Below are 16615 nucleotides of genomic sequence, written 5' to 3' on the forward strand. Positions count from 1 at the left end.
CGGAAGCCGGGACGGTTCCCGCGGAGAGCGAACGGGCCGATCTGGCGGCGTGGCGGCGGCGGGATGCCTTGCGGCGTAGTAACGCTGCGCGGCCTGTGCCGAGCAAGCGGCAGTACCGTCGTTGGAGCAAGCACCGTAAGGCTTCGGCCGATTAGGGCGGCCAGGCGGGGTCAGGAAGGGCCGGGAGGGCGCAGGGCCGCGAATTCGTCTGTCACGCGGAGTCCGGAGTCGGTGAAGCGGTACACCGCGGCGGGGCGGCCGCCCGCGCGGCCGGGTGCGGCGGTGGCTCCGGTGGGGGTGATCACCTTGCGGCGGGAAAGGACGCGCTGGAGGTTCGTGGGGTCCACGTCGTACCCCAATGCGGCGCAATAGATTTCGCGCAGTGTGGACATGGTGAACCGGTCCGGCGCGAGGGCGAAGGCGATGTTGGTGTAGGACAGTTTCGCCGCCAGCCGGGTGCGGGCGTGGTCGACGACCGTGCGATGGTCGAAGGACATGGCCGGCAGTGCCGAGACCGGATGCCATGCGGTGTCCGGGGGCAGATGGGGGTCGGCGGTCAGCGGGACCAGTCCGAGATAGGCCGAGGCGATGCGGCGCGGGCTCGGCACCCGGTCGGGGGCGCTGAACACCGAAAGCTGTTCCAGGTGGCTCAACTCGCGCACGTCGACCTTCTCGGCGAGCTGGCGGCGCGCGGAGGTGTCGAGGTCCTCGTCGTCGCCGAGGCGTCCGCCGGGCAGCGACCAGGTGCCCTTCTGTGGATCCAATGCGCGTTCCCACAGCAACACCGCCAGTTCGGTCCGCTGGTCGGGCGGGCAACGCCGCAGCATGCCTTCCGCCCGGTCGGCTGGGGTGTGACCTGCGGCGATGTCCCGGGGGAAGCGGCGAACCTGGAACACCGCGGTGAGCGATTCGTGGATGGTGCTACTATGGGCCACGTTTTCGATTATAAGTCGAAAACCTGGTTTGGTGCGAATCGGCGGTGTAGCCGACCGCACGAGGAAGGGAGCCATCCATGGCGACGACGGGTGCGAAACTGGCGCCCCCGCTGATGGGGCAGGTGTTCGACGGACCATCGGGGTTCGCGGGTGTCGAGGCAACGCCGGAGTGGGCGCGGGAAGTAAAGCGACTGGCCAGGGAGCGCAACGCGACGATCCTGGCGCACAACTACCAGTTGCCGGAGATCCAGGACGTGGCCGACCACGTCGGCGACTCGCTGGCGCTGTCGCGGATCGCGGCCGAGGCGCCCGAGGACACCATCGTGTTCTGCGGCGTGCACTTCATGGCCGAGACCGCCAAGATTCTCAGCCCGGCGAAGACCGTGCTCATCCCCGATCAGCGTGCGGGATGTTCGCTCGCGGATTCGATCACGGCCGATGAGCTGCGCGCCTGGAAAGCCGAGCACCCCAACGCGGTGGTCGTGTCGTACGTGAACACCACGGCCGAGGTGAAGGCGCTCACCGACATCTGCTGCACCTCGTCCAACGCGGTGGACGTGGTCGCCTCGATCGACCCGGACCGCGAGGTGCTGTTCCTGCCGGACCAGTTCCTCGGCGCGCACGTCAAGCGGGTCACCGGCCGCGCGAACATGCACATCTGGGCGGGGGAGTGCCACGTGCACGCGGGCATCAACGGCGACGAGCTGACCGAGCAGGCGCGCACCCACCCGGACGCGGAGCTGTTCGTGCACCCCGAATGCGGCTGCGCCACCTCGGCGCTGTACCTGGCCGGCGAGGGCGCGTTCCCGGCCGAGCGGGTGCACATCCTGTCCACCGGAGGCATGATCGACGCGGCCAAGGCGGCGAAGTCGAACCAGGTGCTGGTGGCCACCGAGGTCGGCATGCTGCACCAGCTGCGCAAGGCCGCCCCCGGCATCGACTTCCAGGCCGTGAACGACCGGGCGTCGTGCAAGTACATGAAGATGATCACCCCGGCGGCGCTGCTGCGCTGCCTGGTCGAAGGCCGCGACGAGGTGCACGTCGATCCGGAGACCGCCGCGCTGGGCCGCAACTCGGTGCAGCGGATGATCGCGATCGGCAATCCCGGCGGCGGTGAATGAATCCGACCGCTGCCTTCGCGGCGGTGGGTCGTGCTCCGGCCGGACGCGGTGACCGCCGCGTCCGCTCCGGAGGTCGTTCGCGGAACGGAAGACAGAGAGGCGCGGGCCGATGACAACCCGGGTTTCCATCGACTGGGAGGCCGAGGCCGATCTGGTCGTGATCGGCGGCGGCGTCGCGGGACTGACCGCGGCGCGCACCGCGTCACTGCGCGGCCTGCGGGTGCTCACGCTCAGCAAGGGCGGGCCGACGGACACCTCCACCCAGTACGCCCAGGGCGGCATCGCCGTCGTCGCGCCGCACGGTGACTCGGTCGAATCGCACGTGCGCGACACGGTGGAGGCGGGCGCCGGGCTCTGCGACGTGGACGCCGTGCGCTCCATCGTCGAGGGCGGGCAGGCCGCGGTGGCCGCGCTGACCGACCTGGGCGCGGTGTTCGACCTCGGCCGCGACGGCCAGATCTCGCGGACCCGCGAGGGCGGGCACAGCACCCGCAGGATCATTCACGCCGGAGGCGACGCCACCGGCGCGGAGGTGCAGCGGGCGCTGAACGAAGCCCGGCTGCCGGTGCTGTTCGGCGCGGCGGCAGCCGAGATCGTCACCGGGCCGACCGGTGTGCGGGGTGTGGTCGCGGTGTCGGAGCGGGGGTTCGGCGTGGTGCACGCGCCCGCCGCGCTGCTGGCCACCGGCGGGCTCGGCCAGTTGTACGCGCTGAGCACCAATCCGCCCGGCGCCACCGCCGACGGCATCGCGCTCGGGTTGTGGGCCGGAGCCGCCGTCGCCGATCTGGAATTCCTGCAGTTCCACCCCACCGTGCTCTACACCCCGGGCGGCCTCGGACGCAGGCCGCTGATCAGCGAAGCGGTGCGCGGCGAAGGCGCGACGCTGGTCGACACCGAAGGCGACCCGGTGACCGCGGGGGTGCACCCGCGTGGCGATCTCGCCCCGCGCGATGTCGTCTCTCGCGCCATCGCCGCGCGCATGCGGGCACTCGGCACCGAGCACGTCTATCTCGACGCGCGCTCGATCGACGGTTTCGCACAACGGTTTCCGACGATCACCGCCTCGTGCCTCGCGGCGGGCATCGATCCGCGCACCGATCTCATCCCGGTCGCACCGGCCGCGCACTACCAGTGCGGGGGAGTCGTCACCGACACCCACGGCCGCACCGCGGTGCCCGGCCTGTACGCCGCAGGCGAGGTCGCGCGCACCGGGCTGCACGGGGCGAACCGGTTGGCTTCCAACAGCCTGCTGGAGGGGCTGGTGGTCGGCGAGCGCGCCGGAGCCGCCGCCGCCGAGCGGCTCGGTGAGCGATCCGGGGTCGTCGAGATCCCCTCGCGCGCGGTCGAATACGCCGACCGCGACGTGGTGCAGCACCTGATGACCACGCACGCCTCGGTGGTCCGCGACCGCGCGGGGCTCGCCGAAGCGCTCAAGCGGCTCGACGACGCGGTCACCCGCCGCGACACGCGCGCCGCCGCCCATCCGATCGCCGCGATCGAGGACGCCGCGCTCACCCTCGCGGCCCGCGCCCTGCTGCTCGCGGCGCTCGCCCGCACCGAGAGCCGCGGTTGCCATACCCGCTCGGACCACCCCGACGCCGCGCCCGAACTCCGCCACAGCCTCCCGATCCGGCTGAACGGTGACGGCGTCGCCGAGTACGCACCCCTTCCCTGACCACACGCGCCGAAACGGACTTGTCCACCGGTCCCGCTCGGCGAGAGAGGAACGCTTCGATGGCTCTGGACGCCGCTCTGGATCGCGACGAGGTGCTGCGCGTCATCCGCGCCGCGCTGGACGAGGACCTGCGCTACGGCCCCGACGTCACGACGACGGCCACCGTGCCCGCGGACGCGGTGATCAAGGCATCGGTGGTGTCGCGGGAGCCGGGGACCGTGGCCGGGCTCGACGCGGGGCTGCTGGTGCTGGACGAGGTGATCGGCGCGGACGCCTACGAGGTCACCGACCGCGTCGCCGACGGAACCAGGGTGTCGCCGGGACAGTCCGTGCTGACCTTGATCGCACCCACGCGGGGGCTGCTCACCGCGGAGCGCACCATGCTCAACCTGGTGTGCCATCTGTCCGGCATCGCGACGGCGACGGCCGCCTGGGTGGACGCCGTCGCGGGCACCAAGTGCCGCATCCGCGACAGCCGCAAGACGCTGCCGGGACTGCGCGCGCTGCAGAAGTACGCCGTGCGGGTCGGGGGCGGCGTCAACCACCGCATGGGTCTCGGCGACGCCGCGCTGATCAAGGACAATCACGTGGTCGCAGCGGGATCGGTGGTCGAGGCGCTGCGCGCGGTCCGCTCCGCCGCACCCGACATCGCCTGCGAGGTGGAGGTCGACAGCCTCGAACAGCTCGACGCCGTGCTCGCCGAGAACGTGGAACTGGTGTTGCTGGACAACTTTCCGCTCTGGCAGACCCAGGCGGCCGTGCAGCGCCGCAACGCGGCGTCCCCGCGGACCAAACTGGAGTCCTCCGGCGGCCTGAGCCTGGACGTCGCCGCCGACTACGCGCGCACCGGCGTCGACTACCTCGCCGTCGGCGCCCTCACCCACTCGGTGCGGGTGCTCGATCTGGGGCTGGACATGTAGGCGCGCGGCTTCGCCCGGTCAGGCGGTGAGTTCGCGCTCCAGTGGCGTCCGGAAACGGGGAATGGCGCGCACGTCGCCGTACCACTCGCGAATACGTTGCGCTTGCGTGGCGATCATCGCCTCGGCCTCGCTGCCCACGTCTTCGAGCAGGCGGTAGACGATCTCGCCGTCACCGCGCTGTGCCCAGCCGCCCACGATGCGCCCGCCCCACCAGACGGTGGGACCGATGTTGCCGTTGCGGTCGAACAGGTTCGCGGCGTGGGGGCCGAGGAACCACTCTCGTGCCTGCCAGCCCATGGGCGTCGGGTCGAGGGCGGGCAGCAACGCCGCCCACGGTTCCGGGGCGGCGACCGGTTCCACGTCGTCGGCCAGCAGTACGCCGGTCACGCCGTCCAGATCGACTTCGACCAGATCGAGCGCGCCGAGCGCCGCGCGCACCTCGCCGAGCGTCCATCCGGTCCACCACTTGATGTCGGACACCGGCGCGGGGCCGAACGCGCGCAGCCAGCGGCGGACCAGCTCGGCGCGGGCTTCGGCGGCGGGGAGGGCGGGAACGCCTTGCGGCAACCACGATTCGATCGGCGACCAGGTGTACTGGCTGCTGGTCCAGCTGCCGTTCGGCCGTCCGCGCACGATGCGGCCCTCACAGCCCAGCGTCACCAGCACCCAGGTGGTGATGTTCGTCGGCTTCGAATACGGCTTGTCCGGCGCGGTGTTCACCTGGGTACGCAAGCGCGGGACGTCCCTGCTCAGCTGCGCGCCGGTCGCCGCGCCGCGGTCGAGCAACGCTTTGTGCGTCTCGGTCTCGACCTCGGCCCACCAGCGCCGCACATCGCCGTCCCCGATGCCTGCCTGCTCCAGGTACTTGGCGTAGGTGCGCCGCTGCTTGTGCGCCAGCGCGTCCGCGCACGAAGCCTGCAGCACCGGAACGAGTTCCACCGGCACGACGAACATGGTGCGGCGCATGGCGAGCATCCGCAGCAGCGACCGGTCGTCGTAGAGGGCCCGTTCGACATCCGAGGGCGTCAGCCCCTCGCCGCGCGCCGCGACGGAGAGGAAGACGGTGGCCGGATCGGTCGCGTGCAAGGCGACCAGCGACCGGGCGATGTCCGCGACCTGGCCGCTGCGCTCCGAAGCGGCCAGCCGGTGTCGTATCGCCAACCGAGCGCGCCGCTCGGCGGCATCAATCGAACGCATAGGCGAATCGTAGCGTTCGCGCCGCGGGTCAGAGGCCGAAGCGCTCCGGGGTCAGGCGCAGCGTCCGGCAGGCGTCGCGGACGGCCTCGGCCGCCGCGGGGCCGCATGCGCCCGCGTCGCTGCCGATCAGCAGGCCGGTGCGGATCACCGCGTCCGCCTCGACCGGCCGGTGCGCCGCTGTGGCGATCTGCCGCAGCACGTGGGCGTAACCGCGCACCGGAGCGTTCGCCAGTCGATTGCAGTTGTCCTCGAACAACGCGCGCAAGTCGTCGACCGGGAAGTTGCACAGCACCGGATCGGCCGTGACCAGTTCGCCGACGGTCGCCCGGTCCACGATCGCGTCGTCGGCCACGGCGACCAGCGCGCACAGGGCCACCGCGGCGTCGCGGAAGGAGCCGCCGCGCAATTGATTCCGCTCGGCCAGCAGTAGTTCGCGCCAGCCGGCGGCGATCTCGGGCGTGCTGATCAGGGTCGCGTCGGGGGTGCGGCGGGGTGCGAAGGTCATGGCTGACTCCCTGCGAAGGCGTCCGAACGCGCGGACCCGTGCCATCCGGACTCGGTATGAATACCCGGACCGTAACAGGGCTGCGACGCCGGGACCTGCCCCCAAAGTTCAGGATCAGTCCACGGGCTCCCAGGCGCGGACCAGGTCGAGCAGGCCGGGAAAGCGCGCTTCGAGATCCTCGACGCGGACCTGGCTGCGGCGTTCGAGTCCGTAACGGCGCTGCCGGGTGACGCCGGCTTCACGCAGCACCCGGAAATGGTGCGTGAGCGTGGATTGGGGCGATCGATGCCGAACCACGAGCACGGCCGGTCGGTGTCGGGGGAGTCCAGCAGCAGCCTGCGGACAATGGTCAGGCGCAGGGGGTCGCTCAGCGCGGCGAGCACATGGTCCAGCCGCAGATCGGCACGGTCCGGCTCGGGCAGCACGGAGGTGGCCTCGGCCTACGGATCGAGCGCGGGAGTGACCGCGTTCGGCGTGGTGGTCGGCCTCGCGGCGGTCGCGGGCGGACTGCTCGTCGTCGTGCGCTCCCGCGCCGCGCTGACGACGTGACATCATCCGAGGATGCGACGGGCATCTGCGGCACTCGGACTCTGCTGCGCACTGATCGGCGTGATCATGACGACAATCCCCGCGGCGGCGCCGGTTTCCGCGGAGCCGGACTGCGCCGGGGGCGTGGCGGTGCGCCCGGTTTCGCTGACCGTGGACGGGGATGAGGCGACCGGCCGGGTGTACGAGCCCTATCGGTGCGCCGAGCAGGACACGCCTGCGCAGGCGCTCGTGGTCGCGGTGCACGGGCACGGCGGGTCTTCGGCGGATTTCGCGGGCTACCTCGAGTCGATCGCCCGGCGCACCGCGACGCCGATCCTGGCGATGGATCTGCGCTCGGCGCAGAGCGAATGGCGCGCCGGAGAGTGGAATCTGTGGGCGGGGTGGCGCGATGTCGTCGCCGCGACCGCGTGGTACCGGGACGCCCATCGCTCGATCACCCGCACGGTGCTGTGGGGCTGGAGCCAGGGCGGCATCACCAGCGGTCTCGCGGCGGCGCACGGTCCGCGCGGGATGTTCGACTACTGGGTCGACAATTACGGTCCGGCCGACGATTTCACGATGTGGCTGGGCGCCGGGGCTGTCGATCCGGCGCTGCCCGCGCAGATCGAGCGCGACGCGGGTGGTTGCCCGCCCGCCGCCTGCCCGCTCGCCTACGCCGAACGCTCGCCCGCGCTGCTTGCGGCCCGGATGGACGTGCGGCGCGCGTTTCTCGTCCACGGCACCGCCGACGACGTGGTGCCGTACGCCACCAGCGTCGAGATGCGCGCGGGGTTGCTCGCCGCGGGCAGGCCCACCTCGATGTACACCGTCGTCACGGGGCACGACCTGAACGGCAGGGTGGTTCCCGGCGACCACAGCGTGGGGCCGGCCTTCTTCGAGGGCGGTTGCGTGGTCGAGCGCCTGCTGCTCGGCGCGGAGCCGGTCGAGGGCCCGGACCGCGACTACCTCGTGGACGTCGCGCACGGCGTCGTCACCGCACCGGCGGCCCCCGCGGGCGCGAAATGCGCGGCCTGAGGGAACACGAAAGCCGCCTCATGCGGTTGACCGACAAAACGACGACGAAGTGAGGACGCGATGAACAAACCCGCCGACCCGGCTTACCACTGGAACGGAGCGGACCTCGATCTGGACGCCTACCTGGCCAGGATCGGGTTCGACGGCGAGCGCGCCCCCACCGTCGCGACGCTGCGCGAATTGGTGCGGGCGCACACCACCGCGATTCCGTTCGAGAACCTGGAGATCATCCTGGGCCGGTCGATTCCGCTGGACCTGGCGACCTTGCAGGACAAACTCGTGCGGCGGCGGCGCGGCGGTTACTGCTACGAGAACGTCGGACTGTTCGCGGCCGCGCTGGAACGGCTCGGATTCGGCGTCACCGGCCTCAGCGGGCGCGTGAGCATGGGCGCGGGCACGGCGCTGCGCCCCGCCACCCATGCCTTGTTGCGCGTGACCACCGGCGACGACGACCGCGTCTGGCTGTGCGACGTCGGCTTCGGCGCCGGACCGCTCGTGCCGTTCGAATTGTCCGCGGGCGAATTCACCGGCGGCGACTGGAAATTCCGGCTGGAGAGCAGGCGCGGCGAGCTGGATTCCGAGCTGTGGGTGCTGCACCAGTTCGGCCGCGACGGGTGGATCGACCGGCACAGCTTCACCCTGAATCCGCAGTACGGCATCGATTACGCCGTCGGCAATCACTTCGTGTCCACCTCGCCGCGTTCGCCGTTCACCACCCGGCCGTACGTGCAGCGCTTCCACCCCGACGTCCACTACGTGCTGGACGGCACCACGTTCGTCACCGAGTACCCCGACGGCACGGGCCAGACAAGGGAACTGGAACCGACCGAGCTGCCCAAGGTTCTCGCCGAAGTGTTCGACATCGACCTCGGCGAGGACGATGCCGCGACGCTCGCGCGGGGCGCGTGGGCACGCGACTGACCTGGCGATCGGGTCGGGGTTTTCGTCCGGCCGACCAGACGTAATCGCGCCCGCACTGCGGCCGTGCACGGGTTTTCGTCGGGCGCAGTGCGGCTCTGCTCGTCACGCGTATCCCTGCACCCGGGCTGTGCACGGGTTCTCGTCGGGGGCTGTCCGGCTCTGCTCGTCACGCGGATCCCTGCACTGCGGCCGTGCGTGGGTTTCGTCGGGCTCTGTCCGGCTCCGCTCGTCACGCGTGCCCAGCACCGCGGCCATACGCAGGCTGTCGGCGGACGCGGTCCGCCCGCGCCCATTATGGTCGTCGGGGTGCGTACCAACCGGAAAGCCCTCGTCCTGTTCGCCGCACCGCTGCTCGTGCTCGCCGCCTGCTCGTCCGGACCCGACCAGCCCGACACCGTGGCCGCGCAGTTCGCCGACGCGCTGAACCGCGACGACGTCGCCGCGGCCGCCGCGCTCACCGACGATCCGGCCAAGGCCGCCGAGGCCATCGGCGCCCTGTACGAGGGGCTCGGCAAGGACGTGCGCTTCGAAGTCCGCTCGGTCGAGGAGAACGGCTTCGCGTTGGCCGCCACCTGGAAGCTGGGCGCGGACGGCAAGTCGGAGTGGACCTACACCACCACCGGCGCCGCCCGCGACGAGGGGAACGGATGGCGGGTGAAGTGGGACCCCGCCACCGTCGCTCCCGGACTCGCCGCGGGGCCCTTGAGCTACAGCAGGGTCTATCCGCAACCGGCGCGCGTCCTCGACGCCGCCGGCGGCGAGCTGATGACCGAGCAGATCGTCACGCTGGTGAACGTCGGCCCGAACGCCGACCTGCCCGCGATCGCGGAGCTGCTCGGCCCACTCGCACCCGGTCTCACCGCCGGATCGATGCAAGCCGAACTCGCGGCGGCGCAAGGAAAGCCGATCACCGCGATCACCTTGCGCGAGGCCGACCTCGCCCCGGTCCGAGACCGCCTGACCGCGCTGCCCGGTGTCACCCTGGCGCCGCAGACCCGCCTGCTGACGACCGACAAGGCCCTGGCCGCCCCCACCCTGTCCGGGCTGGCCGAGCTGTGGCAGCAATCCGCCGACGCACACGCCGGGTGGGCCGTGCGCGCCCAGACGCCGCAGGGCACCGAGCGCGTCGCCGGAACCGATGCCACGCCCACCGCCGACATCACGACCACTCTCGATCCCGGCTTACAGCGCGCGGCCGAGGCGGCGCTCGCCCCGGTGGCCCAGCCCGCCGCGATGGTCGCCCTGCGGCCCTCGACCGGCGAGGTCGTCGCGATCGCGCAGAACGCCGCCGCCGACGCGCAGGGCCCGATCGCGCTGACCGGGCTCTATCCGCCGGGTTCGACGTTCAAGACGGTCACCGTCTCCGCGGCATTGCAGGCGGGCGCCGTCACGCCCGACACCGTGCTGCCCTGCCCCGGCACCGCGAACATCGAGGGCCGGCGCATCCCCAACGACAACAATTTCGATCTCGGCTCGGTCCCGTTGCACACCGCCTTCGCCCGGTCCTGCAACACCACGATGGGCGCCATGGCCGTGCGATTGCCCGCCGATGCGCTGACTGAAGCGGCGGCGCAATTGGGCCTCGGCATCGATTACGTCACACCGGGCTTGACCACGGTCACGGGGAAGGTGCCCACGGCCGACACCTCGGCGTTACGTGTCGAGTCGGCGATCGGTCAAGGGCAGGTGACAGCGTCACCGTTCGGCATGGCTCTGGTCGCCGCCTCCATCGCCCGCGGCTCGGTGCCCGCGCCCGCCGTGGTCGCGGGCAAGCCAGGCACCCAGGATCGCACCCCGGACCCGCTGCCGCCGCAGGTCGACGACCAGCTGAAAGCCATGATGCGCGAGACCATCACCGACGGCACCGCGACGCAATTGCGGGATATCCCCGGCCTGCTCGGCAAGACCGGCACCGCCGAGTACATCGACGACGCCCACGCACACGGCTGGTTCGTCGGCATCGACGGCGACCTGGCCTTTTCCGTCTTCATCAGCGACGCGGGCAGTTCGGCGCCCGCGGTGGAGGCCGCGGGCCGGATGCTGCGGGCCCGTGGATAGTCTGTGGCGGGCGATTGCGGGCGGCGAGAAGGCCCGGCTGACGCGTGCGAGCATTCCGGCGCCCGCTACACTCATCCCCGGACCGCGTGAGTAATCAATATGCGGGATGTCACGATTTCGAGAAGGTTCGGAGTAGGCGCCATCGATACCGGTCAGTTGATCGCGGAGCATTACCGCCTGGTCGAGCGGATTGGTAGCGGCGGCACGGGCGTGGTCTGGCGTGCCGTCGACGAACGCCTCCAGCGCTCCGTGGCCGTCAAGCAGATCCACATCCAGCCGAGCCTGCCCGAGGCCGAACGGGACGTGGTGCGCCAGCGTGCGATCCGGGAGGCGCGCAACGCCGCCCGCTTCCAGCATCCGAACGCGATCGTCGTTTTCGACATCACCGAGCACGAGGGCGACCCCTGCCTGGTGATGGAGTACCTGAAATCCAAGAGCCTCGCCGCGGTGATCGCCGCGCAGGGCACCTTGCCGCTGACCCAGGTGGCGCGGATCGGCGAGCAGGTCGCTTCGGCGCTGATCGCCGCGCACCAGGCGGGCATCGTGCACCGCGACGTGAAGCCGGGCAACATCCTGCTCGACGATCACGGCACGGTGAAGATCACCGACTTCGGCATTTCCCGCGCCACCGGCGACGTCACGCTCACCGAGACCGGACTGATCTGCGGCACCGCCGCCTACCTCGCGCCCGAGGTCGCCCGCGGATCCGATCCCAGCCCCGCCTCCGACGTGTTCGCGCTGGGCGCCACGCTGTTCCACGCGCTCGAGGGCGAACCGCCCTACGGGGCGGGCTCCAATCCGCTCGCAGTGCTCTACGCCGCCGCGAACGGGCAGCTGAGCGAACCGCGCAACGCCGGTCCCGCCACGGATTTCCTGCTCGACCTGCTCAGCCCCGAACCGCGCGAGCGTCCGAGCATGCGGGCGGCGCGTGATCATCTCGCCGCGTTCGCCGACGCCGGTCCCGCCCCGGTGGCGGCCGGGTTCGTGCCAGCCAGCGAGGCGTTCGCCCGGCCGCGGGCGGGCCAGTCCGAATCGGCGACCCGCGAGCTGCGGCCGTCGGCGATGGCCTCGGCGCCCTACACGCCGACCGAGCGTCAGCCGCGACCCCGACCCACGCCCCCGCCTCCGGCGCAGCCGGACACCGCGTCGCATCCACGCACCATGGCGCAGCCGCGCCCGGTGCAGCGGCAGGGATCGGGCGGCAAACGCCGCGCGATCCTGATCGGCGCGCTGATCGGCGCGGTCGCCGTGGTGGTGGCCGTCGCGGTGAACATGATGAGCTCGTCGGGGTCGGGCACCAGCGCGGCCCAGGGCAGCACGTCCTCGGCGGTCGCGTCGACGCGGCCGGGCGCGAACACGACGTCGGCCGCCGCCGCGGTGGGCGAGACGAAAAGCGTCGGCAAGGCCGACCCGCGGCAGTCCATCGATCTGGTGGTGAACTTCTACAACAACCTGACGTACTTGAGCTTCTCCGCCGCGTGGAAGCAGCTGACGCCCGCCGCCCAGCAGGTGTTCGGCAGCCAGCAGGCCTTCGAGGACTACTGGACGCAGAACCGGGTCACGGGCTTCAACACCGTCGACGCGGCCGGTGGCGGTTCGGGCAGCAACGCGGACGGTTCGGTGGACGTCAATGTCGCCAGCGTGACCTACGGCGGCCAGAACAAGTCGGTGACGCTCCGGTTGATAAACCCCGGCAACGGGTCCGTGCTCATCGACAGCGACACCCGCTGACGCGAGCGCCGGAACCGGCCTCGCCGACCGGCTCGGACACCACCGGCCAGCGATGAAGCGACGCGCCCAGGTCCGCCGCGGTAACGGCGTCGTCGCGCGGACCTGCGCACACAGGTCCCCTGCGCCCCCGCCGCCCGGACCACGCGGATAACGGCTGGCGTCGCCCCATTAGGCTGGTAACGGCAACTTTCCTGTTGCGCGATCAGCTGGAGACAAGGACCGACACCACATGACAACCCGCATCGAGCTCGCCCGCGTCGATCTGCGCGGTCGCACTCCCTCCGTCGCCGAGCTGCGCGCCGCGCTGCCGCGCGGGGGAGTCGACGTGGACTCGGTGCTGCATCAGGTGCGTCCGGTGGTCGAGGCGATCCGTGATCACGGTGTGTCGGCGGCGCTGGAGTTCAGCGAGCGCTTCGACGGCGTCATCCCGGCGACGGTGCGGGTGCCGGCGGCCGAGCTGGAATCCGCCCTGGAGCGGCTGGACCCCGCCGTCCGCGCCGCGCTGGAGGAATCCATCGCCAGGGCGCGCAAGGTGCACGCCGACCAGCGGCGCGCCGACAAGACCACCGAGGTGGTGCCGGGCGGCACCGTCACCGAACGCTGGGTGCCCGTCGAGCGGGTCGGCCTGTACGTGCCGGGCGGCAACGCCGTCTACCCGTCCAGCGTCGTGATGAACGTGGTGCCGGCGCAGACCGCGGGCGTCGGCTCGCTGGTGGTCGCCTCGCCGCCGCAGGCGCGGTTCGGCGGGCTGCCGCACCCCACCATCCTGGCCGCCGCGCAGCTGCTCGGCGTCGAGGAGGTGTGGGCGGTCGGCGGCGCCCAGGGCGTCGCGCTGCTGTCCTACGGCGGCGTCGACACCGACGGCGCGCAGCTGGAACCGGTCGATCTGATCACCGGGCCCGGCAACATCTACGTCACCGCGGCCAAGCGGCTGTGCCGCGGCCTGGTCGGCATCGACGCCGAAGCCGGGCCCACCGAGATCGCCGTCCTCGCCGACGCGACCGCCGATCCGGCGCACGTCGCCGCCGACCTGATCAGCCAGGCCGAGCACGACGTGCTGGCCGCGAGTGTGCTGGTCACCGACAGTGAGCAGCTGGCCGACGCGGTGGACGCGGCGCTGACCGCGCAGCTGGGGGTGGTCAAGCACGCCCACCGGGTGAGCGAGGCGTTGCGCGGCAAGCAGTCGGGCACCGTCCTGGTCGACGACATCGAGCAGGGCCTGCGCGTGGTGAACGCCTACGCCGCCGAGCACCTGGAGATCCAGACCGCCGACGCGCCCGCGGTCGCGGCCAGGGTGCGCAGCGCGGGCGCGGTGTTCGTCGGCGCGTACGCCCCGGTCAGCCTGGGTGACTACTGCGCGGGCTCCAATCACGTGCTGCCCACCGCGGGCTGCGCGCGGCACTCCTCCGGCCTGAGCGTGCAGACCTTCCTGCGCGGCATCCACGTCGTGGAGTACACCGAAGCGGCGTTGAAGGACGTCGCGGGCCACGTGGTGGCGCTGGCCGACGCCGAGGACCTGCCCGCCCACGGCCAGGCCGTGCAGGCGCGTTTCGAGGCACTGTCGTGACCCGCGCGGTGAGCGCGCCCGGCGCGGACCTGACCTTGGACGAGCTGCCGCTGCGGGACAATCTGCGTGGCAAGAAGCCTTACGGCGCACCGCAGTTGACGGTTCCGGTGCAGCTGAACACGAACGAGAACCCGCATCCGCCGAGCCGGGCCCTGATCGACGACGTCGCCGAGTCGATCCGGGCGGCCGCCGCCGACCTGCACCGCTACCCGGACCGCGACGCCGTCGCGCTGCGCACCGACCTGGCGCGGTATCTGACCGCGCAGACCGGCGTCGCGGTGCAGACCGGCAATGTGTGGGCGGCCAACGGCTCCAACGAGATCCTGCAGCAGCTGTTGCAGGCCTTCGGCGGGCCGGGTCGCAGCGCTTTGGGTTTCGTGCCCTCGTACTCGATGCACCCGATCATCTCCGAGGGCATCGACACCGAGTGGATCGAGGCCGAGCGCAACGCCGACTTCTCCCTCGACATCGAGCACGCGCTGGCCGCCATCGCCGAGCGCAGGCCGGACGTGGTGTTCGTGACCAGCCCGAACAATCCCACCGGGCACAGCATCCCGCAGGACGAGCTGGCCCGCATCCTCGCGGCCGCCCCCGGCATCGTGGTGGTCGACGAGGCCTACGGCGAGTTCTCCGCGCAGCCCAGCGCCATCGGGCTGATCGACCGGTTCCCCGCGAAGCTGGTGGTGACCAGGACGATGAGCAAGGCCTTCGCGTTCGCAGGCGGGCGGCTCGGTTATCTGGTCGCCGCGCCCGCGGTGATCGACGCGATGCTGCTGGTGCGGTTGCCCTACCACCTGTCGGTGGTCACCCAGGCCGCGGCGCGCGCGGCCCTGCGGCATGCCGACGAGACCCTCGGCAGCGTGGCCGAACTGGCCGCGCAGCGCGACCGGGTGGCGGCCGCGCTGCGGGAACTCGGGTACGACGTGATCCCCAGCGACGCCAACTTCCTGCTGTTCGGCCGCTTCACCGACGCGGCGGCCACCTGGCAGCGCTATCTCGATCACGGCGTGCTGATCCGCGACGTCGGCCTGCCCGGCTACCTGCGCACCACCATCGGCCTCGCCGCCGAGAACGACGAACTGCTGCGGGTCAGCGAGCTGCTGGCGGGCACCGACCTGGCACCGCGATGAACCAGCGCCGACAGCCTTCGGCGCCGACCCGATTGGACGTGAGCATGAGTAGGACCGCCCGGGTGGAGCGGGTCACCAAGGAATCCAGCATCGTCGTCGAGCTGGATCTGGACGGCACCGGCAAGACCGAGATCGCCACCGGCGTCCCCTTCTACGACCACATGCTGACCGCGCTCGGCGCGCACGCGAGCTTCGACCTGACCGTGCGCGCGGAGGGCGACATCGAGATCGAGGCCCACCACACCGTCGAGGACACCGCGATCGTATTCGGCCAGGCGCTGGGCAAGGCGCTGGGCGACAAGGCGGGCATCCGCAGGTTCGGTGACGCCTACATCCCGATGGACGAGACGCTGGCGCACGCCGCGGTCGACGTGTCCGGCCGCCCCTACTGCGTGCACACCGGAGAGCCGGATCATCTGGTGCACACCGTGATCCCCGGTTCCGGGCCGGGCGCGCCGTACTCGACTGTGCTCAACCGCCACGTCTTCGAGTCGATCGCGCTGAACGCGCGCATCGCGCTGCACGTGCGGGTGCTCTACGGCCGCGACCAGCACCATGTCACCGAGGCCGAATTCAAGGCGGTGGCGCGCGCGCTGCGCACCGCCGTGGAGCTCGATCCCCGGGTGAGCGGGATCCCGTCGACGAAGGGAACGCTGTGACCGCCAAATCCGTCGCCCTGCTCGACTACGGGTCGGGGAATCTGCACTCCGCCGAACGCGCCCTGGCCAGGGCGGGCGCGCGGGTCGAGGTGACCGCCGATCCGGAGACGGTGCTGGCCGCCGACGGTCTGGTCGTGCCCGGCGTCGGAGCGTTCGCGGCGTGCATGGCGGGACTGCGCGAGGTGCGCGGCGAGCGCCTGATCGGTCAGCGGCTGGCCGGCGGGCGGCCGGTGCTCGGCATCTGCGTGGGCATGCAGATCCTGTTCGAGCGCGGCGTCGAGTTCGGCGAGGAGGCCGACGGGTGCGCCGAATGGCCCGGCACGGTCGAACGGCTGTCCGCGCCGGTGCTGCCGCACATGGGGTGGAACACCGTCTCCGCCCCGTCCGACAGCGTGCTGTTCGCGGGCTTGGACGCCGAGACCCGGTTCTACTTCGTGCACTCCTATGCCGCGCAGAGCTGGGATCTGCCGCCCGCCGAGCACTTCGCCGCGCCCAAGCTGACCTGGGCCGAGCACGGTGTGCCGTTCCTGGCGGCGGTGGAGAACGGCGCTCTGTCGGCGACCCAGTTCCACCCGGAGAAGTCCGGCGACGCCGGCGCCCACCTGCTGCGCAACTGGGTGAACGCGCTGTAGG

At 71.6% G+C, this 16615-nt stretch carries 16 protein-coding genes; 12 read left to right on the forward strand and 4 right to left on the reverse strand.

Features of this window, described 5'->3' with window-relative positions; genetic code table 11:
• Positions 1 to 170 precede the first annotated feature (170 nt).
• Entirely contained in the window at positions 171 to 935 is a 765-nt protein-coding gene (locus U3653_RS26000; RefSeq protein ID WP_323124498.1) for an NUDIX hydrolase, read from the reverse strand.
• Positions 936 to 1012: 77 nt separating this feature from the next.
• Between U3653_RS26000 and nadA the strand changes: the two genes are divergently transcribed.
• From nadA to nadC, 3 genes are all read left to right on the forward strand, one after another.
• The gene (gene nadA / locus U3653_RS26005; RefSeq protein WP_195082698.1) at positions 1013 to 2056 is read left to right on the forward strand and encodes a quinolinate synthase NadA; all 1044 of its coding nucleotides are present in this window, start codon (positions 1013 to 1015) and stop codon (positions 2054 to 2056) included.
• Positions 2057 to 2165: 109 nt separating this feature from the next.
• Positions 2166 to 3731: an L-aspartate oxidase gene (locus tag U3653_RS26010; RefSeq protein WP_195082699.1), complete on the forward strand. Its 1566-nt coding sequence runs from the start codon at positions 2166 to 2168 to the stop codon at positions 3729 to 3731.
• A gap of 59 nt (positions 3732 to 3790) precedes the next feature.
• Positions 3791 to 4651 (forward strand): carboxylating nicotinate-nucleotide diphosphorylase, encoded by an 861-nt coding sequence (gene nadC, locus U3653_RS26015; protein ID WP_195082700.1) that lies wholly within the window; start codon positions 3791 to 3793, stop codon positions 4649 to 4651.
• An 18-nt stretch (positions 4652 to 4669) separates the two neighbouring features.
• On the opposite strand, the gene U3653_RS26020 is transcribed toward nadC, so the two are convergent.
• From U3653_RS26020 to U3653_RS26030, 3 genes are all read right to left on the reverse strand, one after another.
• Entirely contained in the window at positions 4670 to 5848 is a 1179-nt protein-coding gene (locus U3653_RS26020) for a winged helix DNA-binding domain-containing protein (protein WP_195082701.1), read from the reverse strand.
• 28 nt (positions 5849 to 5876) lie between these two features.
• Complete coding sequence (locus U3653_RS26025; RefSeq protein ID WP_195082702.1) at positions 5877 to 6353, reverse strand: TerB family tellurite resistance protein; 477 nt, start codon at positions 6351 to 6353, stop codon at positions 5877 to 5879.
• Positions 6354 to 6467: 114 nt separating this feature from the next.
• On the reverse strand, positions 6468 to 6602 hold the full coding sequence (locus U3653_RS26030) for a hypothetical protein (RefSeq protein WP_323124497.1): 135 nt from the start codon (positions 6600 to 6602) through the stop codon (positions 6468 to 6470).
• A gap of 96 nt (positions 6603 to 6698) precedes the next feature.
• Here U3653_RS26030 and U3653_RS26035 point away from each other — a divergent pair, with 96 nt between their 5' ends.
• The 9 genes from U3653_RS26035 to hisH all read left to right on the forward strand — a co-directional run bounded on the left by U3653_RS26035 (position 6699) and on the right by hisH (position 16614).
• Positions 6699 to 6902, forward strand: coding sequence for a hypothetical protein (locus U3653_RS26035; RefSeq protein WP_195082856.1), 204 nt, complete (start codon positions 6699 to 6701; stop codon positions 6900 to 6902).
• 12 nt (positions 6903 to 6914) lie between these two features.
• A complete protein-coding gene (locus U3653_RS26040) occupies positions 6915 to 7916 on the forward strand; it encodes an alpha/beta hydrolase family protein (protein ID WP_324722479.1) in 1002 nt (333 codons plus the stop codon).
• A 60-nt stretch (positions 7917 to 7976) separates the two neighbouring features.
• Positions 7977 to 8837 (forward strand): arylamine N-acetyltransferase family protein, encoded by an 861-nt coding sequence (locus U3653_RS26045; protein ID WP_195082704.1) that lies wholly within the window; start codon positions 7977 to 7979, stop codon positions 8835 to 8837.
• 294 nt (positions 8838 to 9131) lie between these two features.
• Positions 9132 to 10895, forward strand: coding sequence for a penicillin-binding transpeptidase domain-containing protein (locus U3653_RS26050; protein WP_195082705.1), 1764 nt, complete (start codon positions 9132 to 9134; stop codon positions 10893 to 10895).
• Between the two features lie 99 nt (positions 10896 to 10994).
• Entirely contained in the window at positions 10995 to 12626 is a 1632-nt protein-coding gene (locus U3653_RS26055) for a serine/threonine-protein kinase (RefSeq protein WP_195082706.1), read from the forward strand.
• A gap of 229 nt (positions 12627 to 12855) precedes the next feature.
• Entirely contained in the window at positions 12856 to 14193 is a 1338-nt protein-coding gene (gene hisD, locus U3653_RS26060; protein WP_195082707.1) for a histidinol dehydrogenase, read from the forward strand.
• The gene (locus U3653_RS26065; protein WP_195046268.1) at positions 14190 to 15323 is read left to right on the forward strand and encodes a histidinol-phosphate transaminase; all 1134 of its coding nucleotides are present in this window, start codon (positions 14190 to 14192) and stop codon (positions 15321 to 15323) included. The genes hisD and U3653_RS26065 overlap by 4 nt, the downstream gene beginning before the upstream one ends.
• 44 nt (positions 15324 to 15367) lie before the next feature.
• Positions 15368 to 15982, forward strand: coding sequence for an imidazoleglycerol-phosphate dehydratase HisB (gene hisB / locus U3653_RS26070; protein ID WP_195082708.1), 615 nt, complete (start codon positions 15368 to 15370; stop codon positions 15980 to 15982).
• Positions 15979 to 16614, forward strand: coding sequence for an imidazole glycerol phosphate synthase subunit HisH (gene hisH, locus U3653_RS26075; protein ID WP_195082709.1), 636 nt, complete (start codon positions 15979 to 15981; stop codon positions 16612 to 16614). Before hisB ends, hisH begins: the two co-directional genes overlap by 4 nt.
• Position 16615: the final 1 nt, after the last annotated feature.

The organism is Nocardia implantans (genome assembly GCF_035544775.1).
Taxonomy (GTDB): Bacteria; Actinomycetota; Actinomycetes; order Mycobacteriales; family Mycobacteriaceae; genus Nocardia; species Nocardia implantans.